The organism is Pseudomonas sp. JV241A (assembly GCF_900275665.1).
In the GTDB taxonomy this organism is placed as follows: Bacteria; Pseudomonadota; Gammaproteobacteria; order Pseudomonadales; family Pseudomonadaceae; genus Aquipseudomonas; species Aquipseudomonas wadenswilerensis.
The window spans coordinates 15,826-29,712 of record NZ_OPYO01000007.1 but is presented as its reverse complement, the minus strand read 5'-3'; the positions used below and the strand labels follow the sequence as shown (position 1 = coordinate 29,712).

Below are 13,887 nucleotides of genomic sequence, written 5' to 3'. Positions count from 1 at the left end.
GAGCTGCACTACACCTCGGGGGTGGCCTGATCAGCCTCGGCGGGCGCCTTAGGTGCCTCGAACAGGCGGAACACGGCGCCTTCAACCAGCCAGTCCGGCGGTTGGCAACTGGGGTTGCGCTGCTGCCCAATGACACTGATGGTGGTCGCCGACACCTGCACATCGGCCCAGGCGCCGTAGCAGCCGAACTCGTTCAGGGTCAGGCGCACGCGGTAGTCGCCGGGCATGACGCTGAGCACCTTGGGGTTGAACTCGGCGTAGCTGCGGACGATTTCATCTTCGGCGCCGCGATGGTCGATGAGCTTGACGCTGTAGGGCGCTGAATCGCCCTCCTTGAGCACTACATAGCGGCCATCCGGGGTGTCGTAAGGCACGGTAGGCGTCCAGAACAAAAAGCCCACGCCATATACCAACAGGCCGCACAGCACCGTACCGGAGCCAAATACACCGCCCATCTTTACTACGCTCATGTTTCTTCCCTGATATTCGAGCCCACAACGGGTGCGCAGTCTAGGCGCTAGCTTACCGGCGCAGCAATGGCTTGCAGACATTTCCTGCAAAGCTCAATTGAACGCTAAGCTTGTGCCCATGGACGACTCAGACTACTTGCGCCTGCTCACCATTCAGGCCGAACAAGCCAATGCGTTTCTATCCAATGCCCGTAAATGGGAACGTGAGCGTTGGGTCTGCCAGCGCCTGCTGCAAGGCCTGAATATTCCCTACCGCAGCGAAGACTTTGCTGCCGCCGGGCAAGAGCCGCCTGACGTGCTGTTTCGCGATGCCGCCTTCGAGGTGTTCTTTGTGCTGGATGAAGGCCGGCGCCTGAACGACGAATGGCGCGAAGAACTGCAGCGCCGGCGCAGTGCCTTTTCATTGAGCCAGCTGGTGCGCCGCGAAGCCCGGCCACGGCGGATCAGCGCCCAGGAATTGCTGCAGCGCCTGGCGCCGACTCTGCGTAAAAAATCGCACAACTATCAGGAGCGCGGCCTCGACCTGAGCGAACTGGACATCATTGCCTTCGCCAGCCTCAAGCGCGAAGTGCTCGACCTCAACAGCCACTTTCCGCCGCCCACCGAATACCTGCGCCAGGGCTGGCGCTCGTTGTCACTGGTGGGCCCGACCTTTGCCCGGGTGCTGTTTGCCCACCCGGATGCGCCGGATTTCCTGCGCGGCAACCTGGGGCGCAGCATCGTTTTTGATGTCGGCATAAGCCTCTGAGCTGGCCCCCTGCCAACGCCCGATGGCATAAATTCTGCGCCGGTGATACAAAGCGCAATCATTCGTTATAAAGACAGCCAAGTGACTGAAAGATGGGCGACCTTCGAGCTACTACAGTGAACACTGTAGCTTTCCCACAGTCACATGCGTCTATCTGACGAGGCCCTCATGACCAGCCGCCTGAATCCCGAAGACCAGCGTCGCGTCGATGAATACCTGCGAGCCCCCCAGCACCAAGTCGAGCGCAAGCCGTTCCGGCCCTGGCTGCTCCTTCTGCTGGTGGTGGTCGTGACCGTTGCACTCGGCTTGTTGAGCCGCCTCTTGAGTCATCTGGTGCTATGAGCTGCCTTGCGCTCGCCCACAACGCCCGCCCCGTGCGGCCTACCACTCAAGACCCGAATTCCGTAAACCTTATGAGATATCTCCATGACTCACCGTATTGTGATTGTCGGCGGCGGCGCCGGCGGCCTGGAACTGGCGACCCGCCTGGGTAAGACCCTGGGCAAAAAAGGTAGCGCCAGCATCACCCTGGTCGACGCCAACCTGACGCACATCTGGAAGCCGCTGCTGCACGAAGTGGCGGCAGGCTCGCTCAACTCTTCCGAAGACGAACTGAACTACGTGGCCCAGGCCAAGTGGAATCACTTCCAGTTCCAGCTCGGGCGCATGAGTGGCCTGGACCGCGAAACCAAGCAGATCCAGCTGGCCGCCACCCTTGATGAGGACGGCCGCGAGCTGCTGCCTGCGCGTACCTTGGGCTATGACACCCTGGTGATCGCGGTGGGTAGCAACACCAACGATTTCGGCACCTTGGGCGCGGCGCAGCATTGCCTGTTCCTCGACACCCGCAAGCAGGCCGAGCGTTTCCACCAGCAGTTGCTCAATCATTACCTGCGCGCCCACGCCGGCGATCAGGCCAATGAGCAAATCAGCGTGGCTATCGTCGGTGCCGGTGCCACCGGTGTCGAGCTTGCGGCCGAGCTGCATCACGCAGCCCATGAGCTGGCGGCTTACGGCCTGGATCGTATCCAGCCCAAAGACATGCACATCACCCTGATCGAAGCCGGCCCGCGGGTGCTGCCAGCACTGCCGGAGCGCATCAGCGTGCCGGTGCACAAGACCCTGGAAAAACTCGGGGTGACGGTGATGACCAACGCGGCGGTCAGTGAAGTGACTGCCGATGAGTTGCGTACCAGCAATGGTGACGTGATTCAGGCCAGTCTGAAGGTCTGGGCGGCGGGTATTCGTGCGCCGGGTTTCCTCAAGGATATCGACGGCCTGGAAACCAACCGGATCAACCAGCTGGTGGTGCGTCCTACCCTGCAGACCACCCTGGACGACAACATCTTCGCCTTCGGCGACTGCGCCGCCTGCCCGCAACCGGGCAGCGACCGCAACGTGCCGCCACGGGCGCAGGCTGCGCACCAGCAGGCGTCGTTGCTGGCCAAGGGCTTGAAGGCTCGCCTGGAAGGCAAGCCGTTGCCGACGTATGCGTACCGGGATTATGGCTCGCTGGTGTCGCTGTCGCGCTTTTCGGCGGTGGGTAACCTGATGGGTAACCTGACCGGTAGCGTGATGCTGGAGGGCTGGTTGGCGCGGATGTTCTATGTGTCGCTGTACCGCATGCACCAGATGGCGCTGTACGGGACCTTCCGCACGCTGATGCTGATGCTGGGTAGCCGGATCGGGCGCGGGACTGAGCCGCGGTTGAAGCTGCACTGATGCTGGATTGGCTTTGAGGGCCTCATCGCGGGGCAAGCCCGCTCCCACAGGTATGGCGGTGTTTCTGTAGGAGCGGGCTTGACCCGCGATGGCGTCGGTACAGTCGATGCAGAGACGTCGCGAGGCCCGCCGAGTGCATTCAAGCCCTGGCAAACACTCAATTAACGCTCAACAACTTGGCGGGGCGTAACAATGTCGATTCTGACATCTGAATCCGCCATTTCAGCGACTACTGAAGACAGCTCCACAATAGGCACCACCGCTTCGACCGTTTGCCCGGACACCGAAAGACTTCCCTGAATCAATTCTCCGCCATGAGAAGCTAGTTGTTGCTCGATTTCACTCTCCCAATCAAGCAATGCCGAGCGCCACTTGTCTCTGGTAAAGCCAACCGCAGATCGTCTGCACTGGGCAGTTACACGCACAGCCTCAACACCTGCGGAGGTGTGCTCCGTCAAACCCAATTGGCGTAGTTTTTCAATTTCTCTAGTCTCGACCATTGCGATACACCACTCGGTCCCGTGATCACTACTCAGGACAATAGCACCTATCCCACCTAACTTAACTTGACCCGACCAACGCCCACAACGTTCACCGGCAGCCCCATTGATACGGTCGCATCCAGTATCGCCTTGCGCAAGGCTGCCACGTTCACGCTCAAATGTTGGTTGCGGCGTTGCTGCAGCAGCAATGCTGCAACCCCCGCGACTATAGGAGTAGCCATAGAAGTACCACTGGCCCGGCCAAACAGGTCAGCACGCAGCGGGCTTGGTTCGAGGCTACCGTTTGTTTGCCGTGGTGCCGGCGTGGTAGACATAATGTTGATACCTGGGGCGCACAATTCAGGCTTTTCTGTACCGTACGCGGAAGGACCGCGGCTGGTGAACTCTGCGGGCAAAAAGGTTCTCTTCGAGATTGCGCCTACCGTGATTGCGCCTTTTGCCTGCCCCGGGCAACCCAGCTCGGTGTCCAGAAGGTGGCCATACCCCATCCGGCGCAATGCATCGGCGCGAGAGTGCTCGTTACCGGCTGCCACACACACTAGTGCCCCGAAGGTACTGGCGTTATCGACGGCAGTACACAAGGGGCAGCGCCCGTCAGGGCACGCCCAGCCATGTCCACCATCTGACCAGGACGGCAGATGATTGAAGCCAAGGCTCATTGAAATGATATCTGCTCGCAAGTCGAGGGCCGCATCTATCCCCTGCACGATTGAGGTATGTCGACCACTACCATCATGACGCAACACCTTGATGTTCAGAAGATCAACATCTGGCGCAACACCTCTGTAGATGGAGTCTCTTGAAGCGATGCTCCCGGCACAATGCGTACCGTGAAATCCAGGAATGAGAAAATCCTCACCGCAGGTCGAGACTGAATCCTTAACGTGAAGAAACGGATGCTCTACATCGATTCCGGAATCGAGCACAGCGACCCTCACTCCCGACCCCGTCAGTTGACCAAACTGGTTTCGGTAACCATCCAACCCAATATCGATGCAAGCATCATCCATCAATGTGGGGTTCACCACAGGGTCGAGCTCAACCAGCGCTATTTCGCCAAGGTGGGCCATTCCCTCGACTTGCTCTGGGCGAAAAGTACCAGCTATGGCCCCAGCCAGATAGAGATGCCTGGCCTTTCCACCGCTCAAGGCCTCATTGACCGACGAGACCTCATGGGCAAAACGTTCCTTGTATTCAATCCAGTCTTCACCACTTCGTGGACGTTTGGTATTCAACTTCACGACCAGGGGTAGCTTGTCCGGGGATTCGCCACTACCTATGTGAGCGGATAGTGACATTAGCGTCTGGCTCTGTAGCTCGGCAGATGGGTTATCAAGCCGATTCAAGACATTGCGAAGAAGAGGTCCGATCTTTGTCATGACGAGCATCCTGAAGAAATAGCATTCGGGATGCCGAGACCGCGCGGGCTCCCACAGAGAGCATCCTTATTCGAGCAAGCAAAGACTAGCGGATCGCTTTTAGCAAGCGCGCATGGCTATCCCCGGTCACAGGGCGAATGAAGCCAATGCCAAACGGGCAAACCATTTCCCGGTACGCTATTTCACTACCCGATAGGTACTCTGCACAAACCCGCTCTCAAAGGTGGTGCTGCGCATATGCTGCAGCGTCACGTCCTTCGCCAGGGCCCCGAACAGCGGGATGCCGCTGCCCAGCAACACCGGTATGCGGGTGATGGTCAGTTCATCCAGCCGGCCTTCGCGCAAGAAACTCTGAATCACCTGCCCGCCATCAAGGTACAGGCCCTTGGCGCCTGTTTCATTCAGGTGCTCGACCAGGTCGGCGACCGGCCCCGGGTGCACTTCGACGCCGTGCTGCATATCGGCCTGCTGCAAGGTGCTGCTCAGCACCACCACACGCTTGTGCGGATACGGCCACTCGCCAAAGGTCAGGACCTTCTCGAAGGTGTTGCGGCCCATGACCAGGGTGTCGATGGTGGCCATGTACGCCGCATAGCCGTGATCGTCACTGGAGCTGGTGGCGACCATCAGCCAGTCCAGTTCGCCGCTTTCACGGGCGATGAAGCCATCGAGGCTGGTGGCGATGTAGACGGAAGTTTTCAGGGGCATGGCGCGGCGTCCTTGCAGGAAATAGCCGGATAGTATCAGGCAGGCCGCAAAAACGAAAAAAGGGCACCTTTTGCAAGGTGCCCTTCTTTCTGAAGATGGTCGGGGTAAGGGGATTCGAACTCCTGACATCCTGCTCCCAAAGCAGGCGCGCTACCGGACTGCGCTATACCCCGGTAAAAAAAAGGCACCGATTAAGGCGCCTTTTTTATGGCTGGCTGCTAATGGCAAACCAACCTTTTAAGATTTGAACCCAGCGTACCGGCTTCAAAAATGGTGGGTCGTGTAGGATTCGAACCTACGACCAATTGGTTAAAAGCCAACTGCTCTACCAACTGAGCTAACGACCCAAAAATGGTCGGGGTAAGGGGATTCGAACTCCTGACATCCTGCTCCCAAAGCAGGCGCGCTACCGGACTGCGCTATACCCCGGCTTGAAATTTGGCTCCGCGACCAGGACTCGAACCTGGGACCCAATGATTAACAGTCATTTGCTCTACCGACTGAGCTATCGCGGAACTATCAATTTCAATTACAACAGTGCTGCAATTTCGAGTGCTGTATCACTACCGCTTCGAACTCTTCGACCTTGAGCATCGCTGCGTTCATGTCTCTGAGGCGCGCTATTCTACAACCTTCAAAACCCTTGTCAACCCCTAATTTGCATTCAACTTACTGATTTGCAACTTTTTTTCAGATTCCCAATTTTGCCGGGAAACTGCGGGGTGACATACAGCGGGGCGCACTTTACAAGCACTCGAGAAAAAATGCAAAGAAAAAAGGCCTCGAAATTCGAGGCCTTAGCGTAACCCGCCGAAAACTCAGGCGAAGACGATCTCTTCGCCCTCTACCTTCGCCGTAATGGCGCTGCCTGGCAGGAACTGGCCCGACAGGATCAACTGCGCCAACGGGTTCTCGATCCAGCGCTGGATCGCCCGCTTCAGCGGCCGTGCGCCATAGACCGGGTCGTAACCGACGGCGATCAGTTTATCCAGCGCCTCGGGGCTGAGCTCCAGGCTCAGGTCGCGTTCGGCCAGACGGCTGCGCAAGCGGCCGAGCTGGATCTGGGTGATGCCGGCAATCTGCTCGCGACCCAGCGGTTCGAACACCACCACTTCGTCGATCCGGTTGATGAACTCCGGACGGAAGTGCGAACCCACGGCGTCCATTACCGCCGCACGCTGTGCTTCACGATCGCCCACCAGTTCCTGGATCTGCGAGGAGCCCAGGTTGGAGGTCATGACAATCACGGTATTGCGGAAATCCACCGTCCGCCCGTGGCTGTCGGTCAGGCGACCGTCTTCAAGCACCTGCAGCAACACGTTGAACACATCCGGGTGAGCCTTCTCGACCTCGTCGAGCAGCACTACGGCATAAGGTTTGCGCCGCACGGCTTCGGTCAGGTAGCCACCCTCTTCGTATCCCACATAGCCTGGTGGTGCACCGATCAGGCGAGCCACGGAATGTTTCTCCATGAACTCGGACATATCGATACGCACCATGGCCTCTTCAGTATCGAAGAGGAATTCGGCCAACGCCTTGCACAGCTCGGTTTTACCGACACCGGTCGGGCCGAGGAACAGGAACGAGCCGCTTGGGCGGTTCGGGTCCGACAGGCCGGCACGCGAACGACGCACAGCGTTGGACACCGCGACGACCGCTTCTTCCTGGCCGATCACCCGCTCGTGCAGCAGGCTTTCCATCTTCAGCAGTTTTTCCCGCTCGCCTTCGAGCATCTTCGACACCGGGATGCCGGTCCACTTGGAGACGACTTCGGCAATCTCTTCTTCGGTGACCTTGTTACGCAGCAGCTGGTTTTCTGCCTTGCCGTGCTGGTCGACCATCTGCAGGCTGCGCTCCAGGTCCGGGATCACCCCGTACTGCAGCTCGGCCATGCGGCTGAGGTCGCCCTTGCGGCGGGCAGCTTCAAGCTCCTGACGCGACTGCTCGATCTTCTGCTGGATCTGCGCCGAGCCCTGCACTTCGGCTTTTTCCGAGGTCCAGATCTCTTCCAGGTCAGCGTACTCGCGCTCCAGCCGGACGATCTCTTCGGTGAGTTTCTCCAGACGCTTGAGCGCGGCTTCGTCGTCTTCTTTCTTCAGCGCCTGGGATTCAACCTTCAGCTGAATCAGGCGGCGCTCCAGGCGGTCGAGCACTTCCGGCTTGGAGTCGATCTCCATGCGGATGCGGCTGGCCGCTTCATCGATCAGGTCGATGGCCTTGTCCGGCAGTTGCCGATCGGTGATGTAGCGGTGGCTGAGCTTGGCCGCGGCGATGATCGCGCCGTCGGTGATCGCTACCTTGTGGTGCACCTCGTAACGTTCTTTGAGGCCACGCAGGATGGCGATGGTGTCTTCTTCGCTCGGCTCTTCTACCAGTACTTTCTGGAAACGCCGCTCAAGCGCCGCATCCTTTTCAATGTACTGGCGGTACTCGTTCAGCGTGGTGGCGCCAACGCAGTGCAGCTCGCCACGGGCCAGGGCCGGCTTGAGCATGTTGCCAGCATCCATCGAGCCTTCGCCTTTACCGGCGCCGACCATGGTGTGCAGTTCATCGATGAACAGGATGATCTGTCCTTCCTGCTTGGACAACTCGTTGAGCAGGCCTTTGAGGCGCTCTTCGAACTCGCCGCGGAACTTGGCACCGGCGATCAGTGCGCCCATGTCCAGCGACAGCAGGCGCTTGCCTTTGAGGCCATCCGGCACTTCGCCATTGATGATGCGCTGGGCCAGGCCTTCGGCGATGGCGGTTTTACCCACGCCAGGCTCACCGATCAGCACCGGGTTGTTCTTGGTACGGCGTTGCAACACCTGGATGGTGCGGCGAATTTCGTCGTCACGGCCGATCACCGGGTCAAGCTTGCCGTCTTCGGCGCGCTTGGTCAGGTCGACGGTGTATTTATCCAGGGCCTGGCGCGATTCTTCGGCGTTGGGGTCATTGACCGCCTCGCCGCCACGCAGGTTGCTGATGGCGTTTTCCAGGGCTTTTTTGGTCACGCCCTGGCCGAGCAGCAACTTGCCGAGCTTGCTGTTCTCGTCCATGGCCGCCAGCAGCACAAGCTCGCTGGAGATGAACTGGTCGCCCTTCTGCTGGGCCAGGCGGTCAGCCTGGTTGAGCAGGCGCGCCAGGTCCTGGGACATGTTGACGTCGCCGGTGGGGTTCTGGATTTTCGGCAGTTGGTCGAGCTCTTTGCTCAACGCCTTGCGCAGGCTGTTGACGTCAAAGCCGACCTGCATCAGCAGCGGCTTGATCGAACCGCCCTGCTGATCGATCAGGGCCTGCACCAGGTGCGCAGGCTCGATGGCCGGATGGTCCATGCCCACGGCCAGGGATTGGGAATCGGATAACGCTAATTGCAGCTTGCTGGTCAAACGGTCTATTCGCATGGGTTACCTTCCTTTATGGGCAGGTCGGAGCGATGGACACACCTGATGAAGAAAAACCTGCCTGAGATACCACTGTAGATGAGGGTGATTCTGGAGGTTTCAAGCTTGACGGGCTTGATCCAGGTCAGCGCGGTGCCAGCCAGACCAGGGAAGCGAAGCGGCCACCCTGCGGGGTGCGCCGATAAGAATAGAAGCGCGGGTCGCTGACGGTGCACAAGCCACCACCATAGACGGCATCGACGCCGCGCGCTGCAAGGCGCAAGCGGGCCAGTTGGTAGATATCGGCCATCAGCTTGCCGGGCTGGGCACCGGGCACGAAGGCCCGGGCCGTTTCCGGATGAACGGTCGTGAACGCGTCGCGTACTTCCAGGCCGACTTCGAAGGTTTGCGGGCCAATGGCCGGGCCGAGCCACACCAGCACCTCGTCGGGCGGCAGCCCCAGGCGGTCCAGGGTGGCTTCGAGCACACCGTTGGCCAGCCCGCGCCAGCCGGCGTGGGCGGCGGCTACCCGGGTGCCGGCGCGGTCGCAGAACAGCACCGGTAAACAGTCGGCGGTCATCACCGTGCAGGCAATGCCCGGGGTCGCGCTGTAGCTGGCATCGGCTTCGGCGATAACACTGGGGTCGGCATCGGCCACCACCACGCCATGCACCTGCTTGAGCCAGGCCGGCTGGATGCCGAACTCGGCGGTCAGGCGCCGGCGGTTCTCGGCCACCGCGGCTGGCGCATCGCCAACATGGTCACCGAGGTTGAAGCTTTCATAGGGCGGCAGGCTGACCCCGCCGCTGCGCGTGGTGACGCAGGCGCGAACCGCGGCTGGCGCAGGCCAGTCGGGGATCAACAACGCTTGCGTCAACTCGCTCATCCGACGAACGCCTCGCGGTCCTGCTTGAGCAGCGACAGCAGCCAGACGAAGTCGTCCGGCAGCGCCGATTCCCAGCCCATGCGCTCGCCGGTCACCGGGTGATCCAGCTCCAGGAAGCGTGCATGCAGGGCCTGGCGCGGGAAGGTCTTGAGCGCGTCGACCATGGTCAGGCTGGCCGCTGGCGGAATACGGAAACGCCCGCCATAGACCGGATCGCCGACCAACGGGAAGTTGACGTGAGCCATGTGCACGCGGATCTGGTGGGTACGCCCGGTCTCGAGCTTGACCCGCACGTGGGTGTGCGAGCGGAAGCGCTCCAGTACGCGGTAGTGGCTGACCGCCGGCTTGCCGCCTTCGGTCACCGCCATGCGCTGGCGCTGCCCGCCATGGCGCCCAATCGGCGCGTTGATCTTGCCGCCGGCCGTTACCACGCCAATCACGATGCATTCATAGATGCGGCTGACGCTGCGGCTTTGCAACTGGGCGACCAGCTGGGTCTGCGCCTGGATGGTCTTGGCCACCACCATCAGACCGGTGGTGTCCTTGTCCAGGCGGTGGACGATACCGGCGCGCGGCACATTGATGATGTCCGGCACATGGTGCAGCAGGGCATTGAGCAGGGTGCCATCGGCGTGGCCCGCAGCCGGGTGGACCACAAGCCCGGCAGGCTTGTTGATCACCAGGATGTGGTCGTCTTCGTAGACGATATCCAGCTCGATGTCCTGGGCCACCCACTCGCCCTGGGCTTCCTGCTCGGCATCGAGCGCCAGCAGCGCACCGCCGTGGACGATATCGCGTGGACGCAGGACAGCGCCATCGACCGTCAGGCGCCCCTCCTTGATCCAGGTGGACAGGCGCGAGCGCGAGTGCTCAGCGAACAATTGGGCGGCGACTTGGTCGAGGCGTTGCCCGCCCAATTCGGACGGCACCTCTGCGCGAAGTTGAATGATCTCGGACATGCTCGAATCAGCGGGCGGCACAGCCTTTGGTTTCGACTGCGCGCTTGTGGTTAAATACGACGTCTTTTGCCCCGAGGGTTGCATCGGGGTGCTCATCATAACAGGACGGCCACGCCCAAGACAGCGGCCGTCATAGGGACGCAAGCCGCCATGCAAGTGAAACACCTGCTGCTGATCGCCATCCTCGGACTGACCGCTGCTTGTTCTTCGAAGGAAGTCGTCGACGAAAACCTGAGCGAAGCCGAGCTGTACCAGCAGGCGCAGGCCGACCTGGACAACCACAGCTATACCAGCGCCACAAGCAAGCTGAAGGCTCTGGAATCGCGCTATCCGTTCGGCCGCTACGCCGACCAGGCCCAGCTCGAGCTGATCTACGCGAACTACAAGAACGCCGAGCCAGAGGCTGCCAAGTCTGCTGCCGAGCGTTTCATTCGCTTGCATCCGCAGCATCCGAACGTCGACTACGCCTACTACCTCAAGGGTCTGACCTCTTTCGACCAGGACCGCGGCCTGCTGGCGCGCTTCCTGCCGCTGGACATGACCAAGCGTGACCCGGGTGCTGCCCGCGACTCGTACAACGAGTTCGCCCAGCTGACCAGCCGCTTCCCCAACAGCCACTATTCGCCAGACGCCAAGCAGCGCATGATCTACCTGCGCAACCTGCTGGCCTCCTACGAAATCCACGTGGCCGACTACTACCTGACCCGTCAGGCCTATGTCGCTGCCGCCAACCGTGGCCGCTACGTGGTCGAGAACTTCCAGGAAACCCCATCGGTCGGCGACGGCCTGGCGGTGATGACCGAAGCCTACATGCGCCTGCACCTGGACGAACTGGCCGCTACCAGCCTGGAAACCCTCAAGCTCAACTACCCGGATCACCCGAGCCTGGTCGATGGCCAGTTCGTGCCGCAGCAGAACGAGGCCGACAACCGCTCGTGGCTGTCCAAGGCCACCCTGGGCCTGATCGATACCGCCACGCCGCTGCCGCCGGGCGAAACCCGCGCCAACCAGGACGTGATCAAGCAGTACCAGGACGCCAAAGATGCGATCCCGCAAGAGCTGCAGCCTAAAGATGCCAACGGTGACGTCATCGAAGAAGAGAACCACGAAGCGGAAGGCAACAACGAAGACCGCTCCTGGTTCAGCTACATGACCTTCGGTGTGTTCGACTGAGCCATCGTGTAAAAGATAAAGGGAGGCCAAGGCCTCCCTTTTTTCATGCCTGAGCCCTAGACTGAAGGCTCTTCACTGACAAAGCTGGACACCATGGTTCGCCTACTTTTCTGGATTGCCCTGATTGCTGCCGCCTTCTGGCTGTGGCGCAAGTTCAAGGCCAGCAATGCTGCTGGGCAAAGCAACAGCCTCGAAGACCCGCTGAAGATGGTCCGCTGCGCCCATTGCGGCGTGCATTTGCCCAGTGACCGGGCGCTGCATCGCGGGGCGCAGTGGTATTGCAGCCAGGCGCACCTGGAGCAGGGGCCCGGGGCGCAGCGCTGATTGCGCGGCGCGGCCATCGCTGGCAAGCCAGCTCCCACAGATACGGCAGGGGTCTGAAGATATCTGCTTTCCTGTGGGAGCCGGCCTTGCCGGCGATAGGGCCCTAGAGAGCAGCCAAGCGCCCAGCCGGCGCATACGGCGCCGGGTCAATGATCGGCTCACGACCCAGCAACAAATCCGCAAACAACTGGCAGGACGCCGGCGCCAGCACCAGGCCATTGCGGTAATGCCCGCAGTTCAGCCACAGCCCGGCATAGCCCGGCACCTCGCCGATGTACGGAACGCCCTCCGGCGAACCCGGCCGCAACCCTGCCCAATGGGCTACCGGGGTGGCATCGGCCAGCGCCGGCAGCAACTCCACCGCCGACGCCTTCAGGCTTTCCAGCGCCTCCCCGGTCGGGGTCTTGTCGTAACCGGCATGCTCCAGGGTGCTGCCCACCAGAATATGCCCGTCACGCCGCGGGATCGCATAGCGCCCCTTGGCCAGCACCATGCTCGGCAGGAAGTCTTCGGCGCACTTGTACAGAATCATCTGCCCTTTCACCGGCTCGACCGGCAGCTCCAGGCCCAATGGCCGCAGCAAGTCGCCGCTCCAGGCGCCAGCCGTCAGCACCACGCGATCGGCCTGGATCGCGCCGTTCGCAGTTTCGACACCGGTGACGCGCTCGCCCTCACGGCTAAAGCCGGTGATTTCGCAGTGCTCGCGAATGCTCACGTTCGGCAGCGCCAGCAAGGCGGCCTTGAGTGATTTGACCAGACGCGGGTTACGTACGTTGGCAACCCCGGCCATATAGATGGCGCGACGGAAACCGCCGCCAAGCACCGGCACCGCGTCATAGGCCGCAGAGATATCCACAGCGCTCAACGGCCGCCCTTCGCGCTCGGCCCAGGCCAGGGCTTCGGCTTCGTCGTCCAGGTCCAGCCAGTACAGGCCGGTGGTGTGCACTTCAGGGTCTACCCCGGTGCTGGCGAACAGGCGCTCGCCCAGCTGTGGATAAAAATCCTGCGACCAGTGCGCCAGGGCCGTTACCGCCGCGCTATAGCGCCACGGGTACAGCGGCGAGACGATGCCGCCACCGGCCCAGGAAGACTCCTGGCCGAGCGCGCCACGATCACACAGCACCACCTGCTCGACGTCGGCCGCCAGGTTGAACGCTGTCAGCAGGCCGATCACCCCGCCGCCGACAATCACTACTTGCTTGGTCATGTATTGATCCAACTTCTGAAGTAAACCTCAGCCACCCCAACAGCCACGACCGGCCTCGACGGCGCCGGGATTGCTGCGCACACCGGCCTGGTCGAGTTCGAAATCGGCGCAGCGGTCACTGGTCATCAAGCCACCCGGAATACGCCGGGCGGTAAGGATGAATGACGTCGAATGACGAACGGCTTGTAGCCGGTAGTGCTCGGTCCCGGGCGCCAATGGGGTGACCAGGGCTTCGCTGTCGGCATACTGGCCGGTGCGTGAATAGTGACGCTCCAGTATCTGCGCGCTCTCGAACAGCAACCCGGCAATTTCCGTGCGTGCGGCCTTGCGGACCTGTTCGCTGTAGCTGGGGTAGGCAATGCCCGCCAGAATGCCGACCACGGCGACGACAAGCAACAGTTCAATCAGGCTCAAACCTTTCTGCAGGGTGGACATAAATCGAACTC

14 protein-coding genes and 4 tRNA genes are annotated in these 13,887 nt (G+C 61.1%); 5 read left to right on the top strand and 13 right to left on the bottom strand.

What is annotated here, in order from left to right; genetic code table 11:
• Window positions 1-8: 8 nt before the first annotated feature.
• On the bottom strand, window positions 9-470 hold the full coding sequence (locus JV241A_RS03530; RefSeq protein ID WP_134061366.1) for a hypothetical protein: 462 nt from the start codon (window positions 468-470) through the stop codon (window positions 9-11).
• Between the two features lie 118 nt (window positions 471-588).
• Here JV241A_RS03530 and JV241A_RS03525 point away from each other — a divergent pair, with 118 nt between their 5' ends.
• The 3 genes from JV241A_RS03525 to JV241A_RS03515 all read left to right on the top strand — a co-directional run bounded on the left by JV241A_RS03525 (window position 589) and on the right by JV241A_RS03515 (window position 2,940).
• Window positions 589-1,218: a DUF1780 domain-containing protein gene (locus JV241A_RS03525; RefSeq protein WP_010220617.1), complete on the top strand. Its 630-nt coding sequence runs from the start codon at window positions 589-591 to the stop codon at window positions 1,216-1,218.
• Window positions 1,219-1,386: 168 nt separating this feature from the next.
• Window positions 1,387-1,560, top strand: coding sequence for a DUF3094 family protein (locus tag JV241A_RS03520; protein ID WP_081492759.1), 174 nt, complete (start codon window positions 1,387-1,389; stop codon window positions 1,558-1,560).
• Between the two features lie 84 nt (window positions 1,561-1,644).
• Window positions 1,645-2,940 carry an NAD(P)/FAD-dependent oxidoreductase gene (locus JV241A_RS03515; protein WP_010220616.1) on the top strand — a complete coding sequence of 432 codons (1,296 nt, stop codon included), beginning with the start codon at window positions 1,645-1,647 and terminating at the stop codon, window positions 2,938-2,940.
• A 161-nt stretch (window positions 2,941-3,101) separates the two neighbouring features.
• On the opposite strand, the gene JV241A_RS03510 is transcribed toward JV241A_RS03515, so the two are convergent.
• From JV241A_RS03510 to rluD, 10 genes are all read right to left on the bottom strand, one after another.
• Complete coding sequence (locus JV241A_RS03510; RefSeq protein WP_134061365.1) at window positions 3,102-3,440, bottom strand: hypothetical protein; 339 nt, start codon at window positions 3,438-3,440, stop codon at window positions 3,102-3,104.
• Window positions 3,441-3,496: 56 nt separating this feature from the next.
• Entirely contained in the window at window positions 3,497-4,822 is a 1,326-nt protein-coding gene (locus JV241A_RS03505) for a S8 family serine peptidase (protein WP_166675640.1), read from the bottom strand.
• 177 nt (window positions 4,823-4,999) lie between these two features.
• Window positions 5,000-5,530, bottom strand: coding sequence for a dihydrofolate reductase family protein (locus JV241A_RS03500; RefSeq protein ID WP_134061363.1), 531 nt, complete (start codon window positions 5,528-5,530; stop codon window positions 5,000-5,002).
• A 96-nt stretch (window positions 5,531-5,626) separates the two neighbouring features.
• Window positions 5,627-5,703 (bottom strand) — tRNA-Pro (locus JV241A_RS03495).
• A gap of 98 nt (window positions 5,704-5,801) precedes the next feature.
• Window positions 5,802-5,877, bottom strand: a tRNA-Lys gene (locus tag JV241A_RS03490).
• 5 nt (window positions 5,878-5,882) lie between these two features.
• Window positions 5,883-5,959, bottom strand: a tRNA-Pro gene (locus JV241A_RS03485).
• A gap of 10 nt (window positions 5,960-5,969) precedes the next feature.
• Window positions 5,970-6,045, bottom strand: a tRNA-Asn gene (locus JV241A_RS03480).
• A 303-nt stretch (window positions 6,046-6,348) separates the two neighbouring features.
• Window positions 6,349-8,913 (bottom strand): ATP-dependent chaperone ClpB, encoded by a 2,565-nt coding sequence (gene clpB, locus JV241A_RS03475; RefSeq protein WP_115085291.1) that lies wholly within the window; start codon window positions 8,911-8,913, stop codon window positions 6,349-6,351.
• Between the two features lie 124 nt (window positions 8,914-9,037).
• Window positions 9,038-9,778, bottom strand: coding sequence for a peptidoglycan editing factor PgeF (gene pgeF / locus JV241A_RS03470; RefSeq protein ID WP_134061362.1), 741 nt, complete (start codon window positions 9,776-9,778; stop codon window positions 9,038-9,040).
• A complete protein-coding gene (gene rluD, locus JV241A_RS03465; RefSeq protein ID WP_038998723.1) occupies window positions 9,775-10,737 on the bottom strand; it encodes a 23S rRNA pseudouridine(1911/1915/1917) synthase RluD in 963 nt (320 codons plus the stop codon). The genes pgeF and rluD overlap by 4 nt, the downstream gene beginning before the upstream one ends.
• A 150-nt stretch (window positions 10,738-10,887) precedes the next feature.
• Between rluD and JV241A_RS03460 the strand changes: the two genes are divergently transcribed.
• Together JV241A_RS03460 and JV241A_RS03455 are read left to right on the top strand one after the other, a co-directional pair.
• A complete protein-coding gene (locus tag JV241A_RS03460) occupies window positions 10,888-11,910 on the top strand; it encodes an outer membrane protein assembly factor BamD (protein WP_134061361.1) in 1,023 nt (340 codons plus the stop codon).
• Window positions 11,911-12,003: 93 nt separating this feature from the next.
• On the top strand, window positions 12,004-12,234 hold the full coding sequence (locus JV241A_RS03455) for a PP0621 family protein (protein WP_115085288.1): 231 nt from the start codon (window positions 12,004-12,006) through the stop codon (window positions 12,232-12,234).
• Window positions 12,235-12,337: 103 nt separating this feature from the next.
• On the opposite strand, the gene thiO is transcribed toward JV241A_RS03455, so the two are convergent.
• Window positions 12,338-13,441 (bottom strand): glycine oxidase ThiO, encoded by a 1,104-nt coding sequence (gene thiO / locus JV241A_RS03450; protein ID WP_134061360.1) that lies wholly within the window; start codon window positions 13,439-13,441, stop codon window positions 12,338-12,340.
• A 27-nt stretch (window positions 13,442-13,468) separates the two neighbouring features.
• Window positions 13,469-13,867 carry a type IV pilin protein gene (locus JV241A_RS03445; protein ID WP_115085689.1) on the bottom strand — a complete coding sequence of 133 codons (399 nt, stop codon included), beginning with the start codon at window positions 13,865-13,867 and terminating at the stop codon, window positions 13,469-13,471.
• Window positions 13,868-13,887: the final 20 nt, after the last annotated feature.

What these genes read in the sequence shown, in the direction of transcription:
- JV241A_RS03505 (WP_166675640.1), bottom strand. Translation starts at nt 4,822, where the DNA reads ATGACAAAGATCGGACCTCTTCTTCGCAATGTCTTGAATCGGCTTGAT.
- JV241A_RS03460 (WP_134061361.1), top strand. Translation starts at nt 10,888, where the DNA reads ATGCAAGTGAAACACCTGCTGCTGATCGCCATCCTCGGACTGACCGCT.
- clpB (WP_115085291.1), bottom strand. Translation starts at nt 8,913, where the DNA reads ATGCGAATAGACCGTTTGACCAGCAAGCTGCAATTAGCGTTATCCGAT.
- JV241A_RS03455 (WP_115085288.1), top strand. Translation starts at nt 12,004, where the DNA reads ATGGTTCGCCTACTTTTCTGGATTGCCCTGATTGCTGCCGCCTTCTGG.
- pgeF (WP_134061362.1), bottom strand. Translation starts at nt 9,778, where the DNA reads ATGAGCGAGTTGACGCAAGCGTTGTTGATCCCCGACTGGCCTGCGCCA.
- thiO (WP_134061360.1), bottom strand. Translation starts at nt 13,441, where the DNA reads ATGACCAAGCAAGTAGTGATTGTCGGCGGCGGGGTGATCGGCCTGCTG.
- JV241A_RS03520 (WP_081492759.1), top strand. Translation starts at nt 1,387, where the DNA reads ATGACCAGCCGCCTGAATCCCGAAGACCAGCGTCGCGTCGATGAATAC.
- JV241A_RS03510 (WP_134061365.1), bottom strand. Translation starts at nt 3,440, where the DNA reads ATGGTCGAGACTAGAGAAATTGAAAAACTACGCCAATTGGGTTTGACG.
- JV241A_RS03525 (WP_010220617.1), top strand. Translation starts at nt 589, where the DNA reads ATGGACGACTCAGACTACTTGCGCCTGCTCACCATTCAGGCCGAACAA.
- JV241A_RS03530 (WP_134061366.1), bottom strand. Translation starts at nt 470, where the DNA reads ATGAGCGTAGTAAAGATGGGCGGTGTATTTGGCTCCGGTACGGTGCTG.
- rluD (WP_038998723.1), bottom strand. Translation starts at nt 10,737, where the DNA reads ATGTCCGAGATCATTCAACTTCGCGCAGAGGTGCCGTCCGAATTGGGC.
- JV241A_RS03515 (WP_010220616.1), top strand. Translation starts at nt 1,645, where the DNA reads ATGACTCACCGTATTGTGATTGTCGGCGGCGGCGCCGGCGGCCTGGAA.
- JV241A_RS03500 (WP_134061363.1), bottom strand. Translation starts at nt 5,530, where the DNA reads ATGCCCCTGAAAACTTCCGTCTACATCGCCACCAGCCTCGATGGCTTC.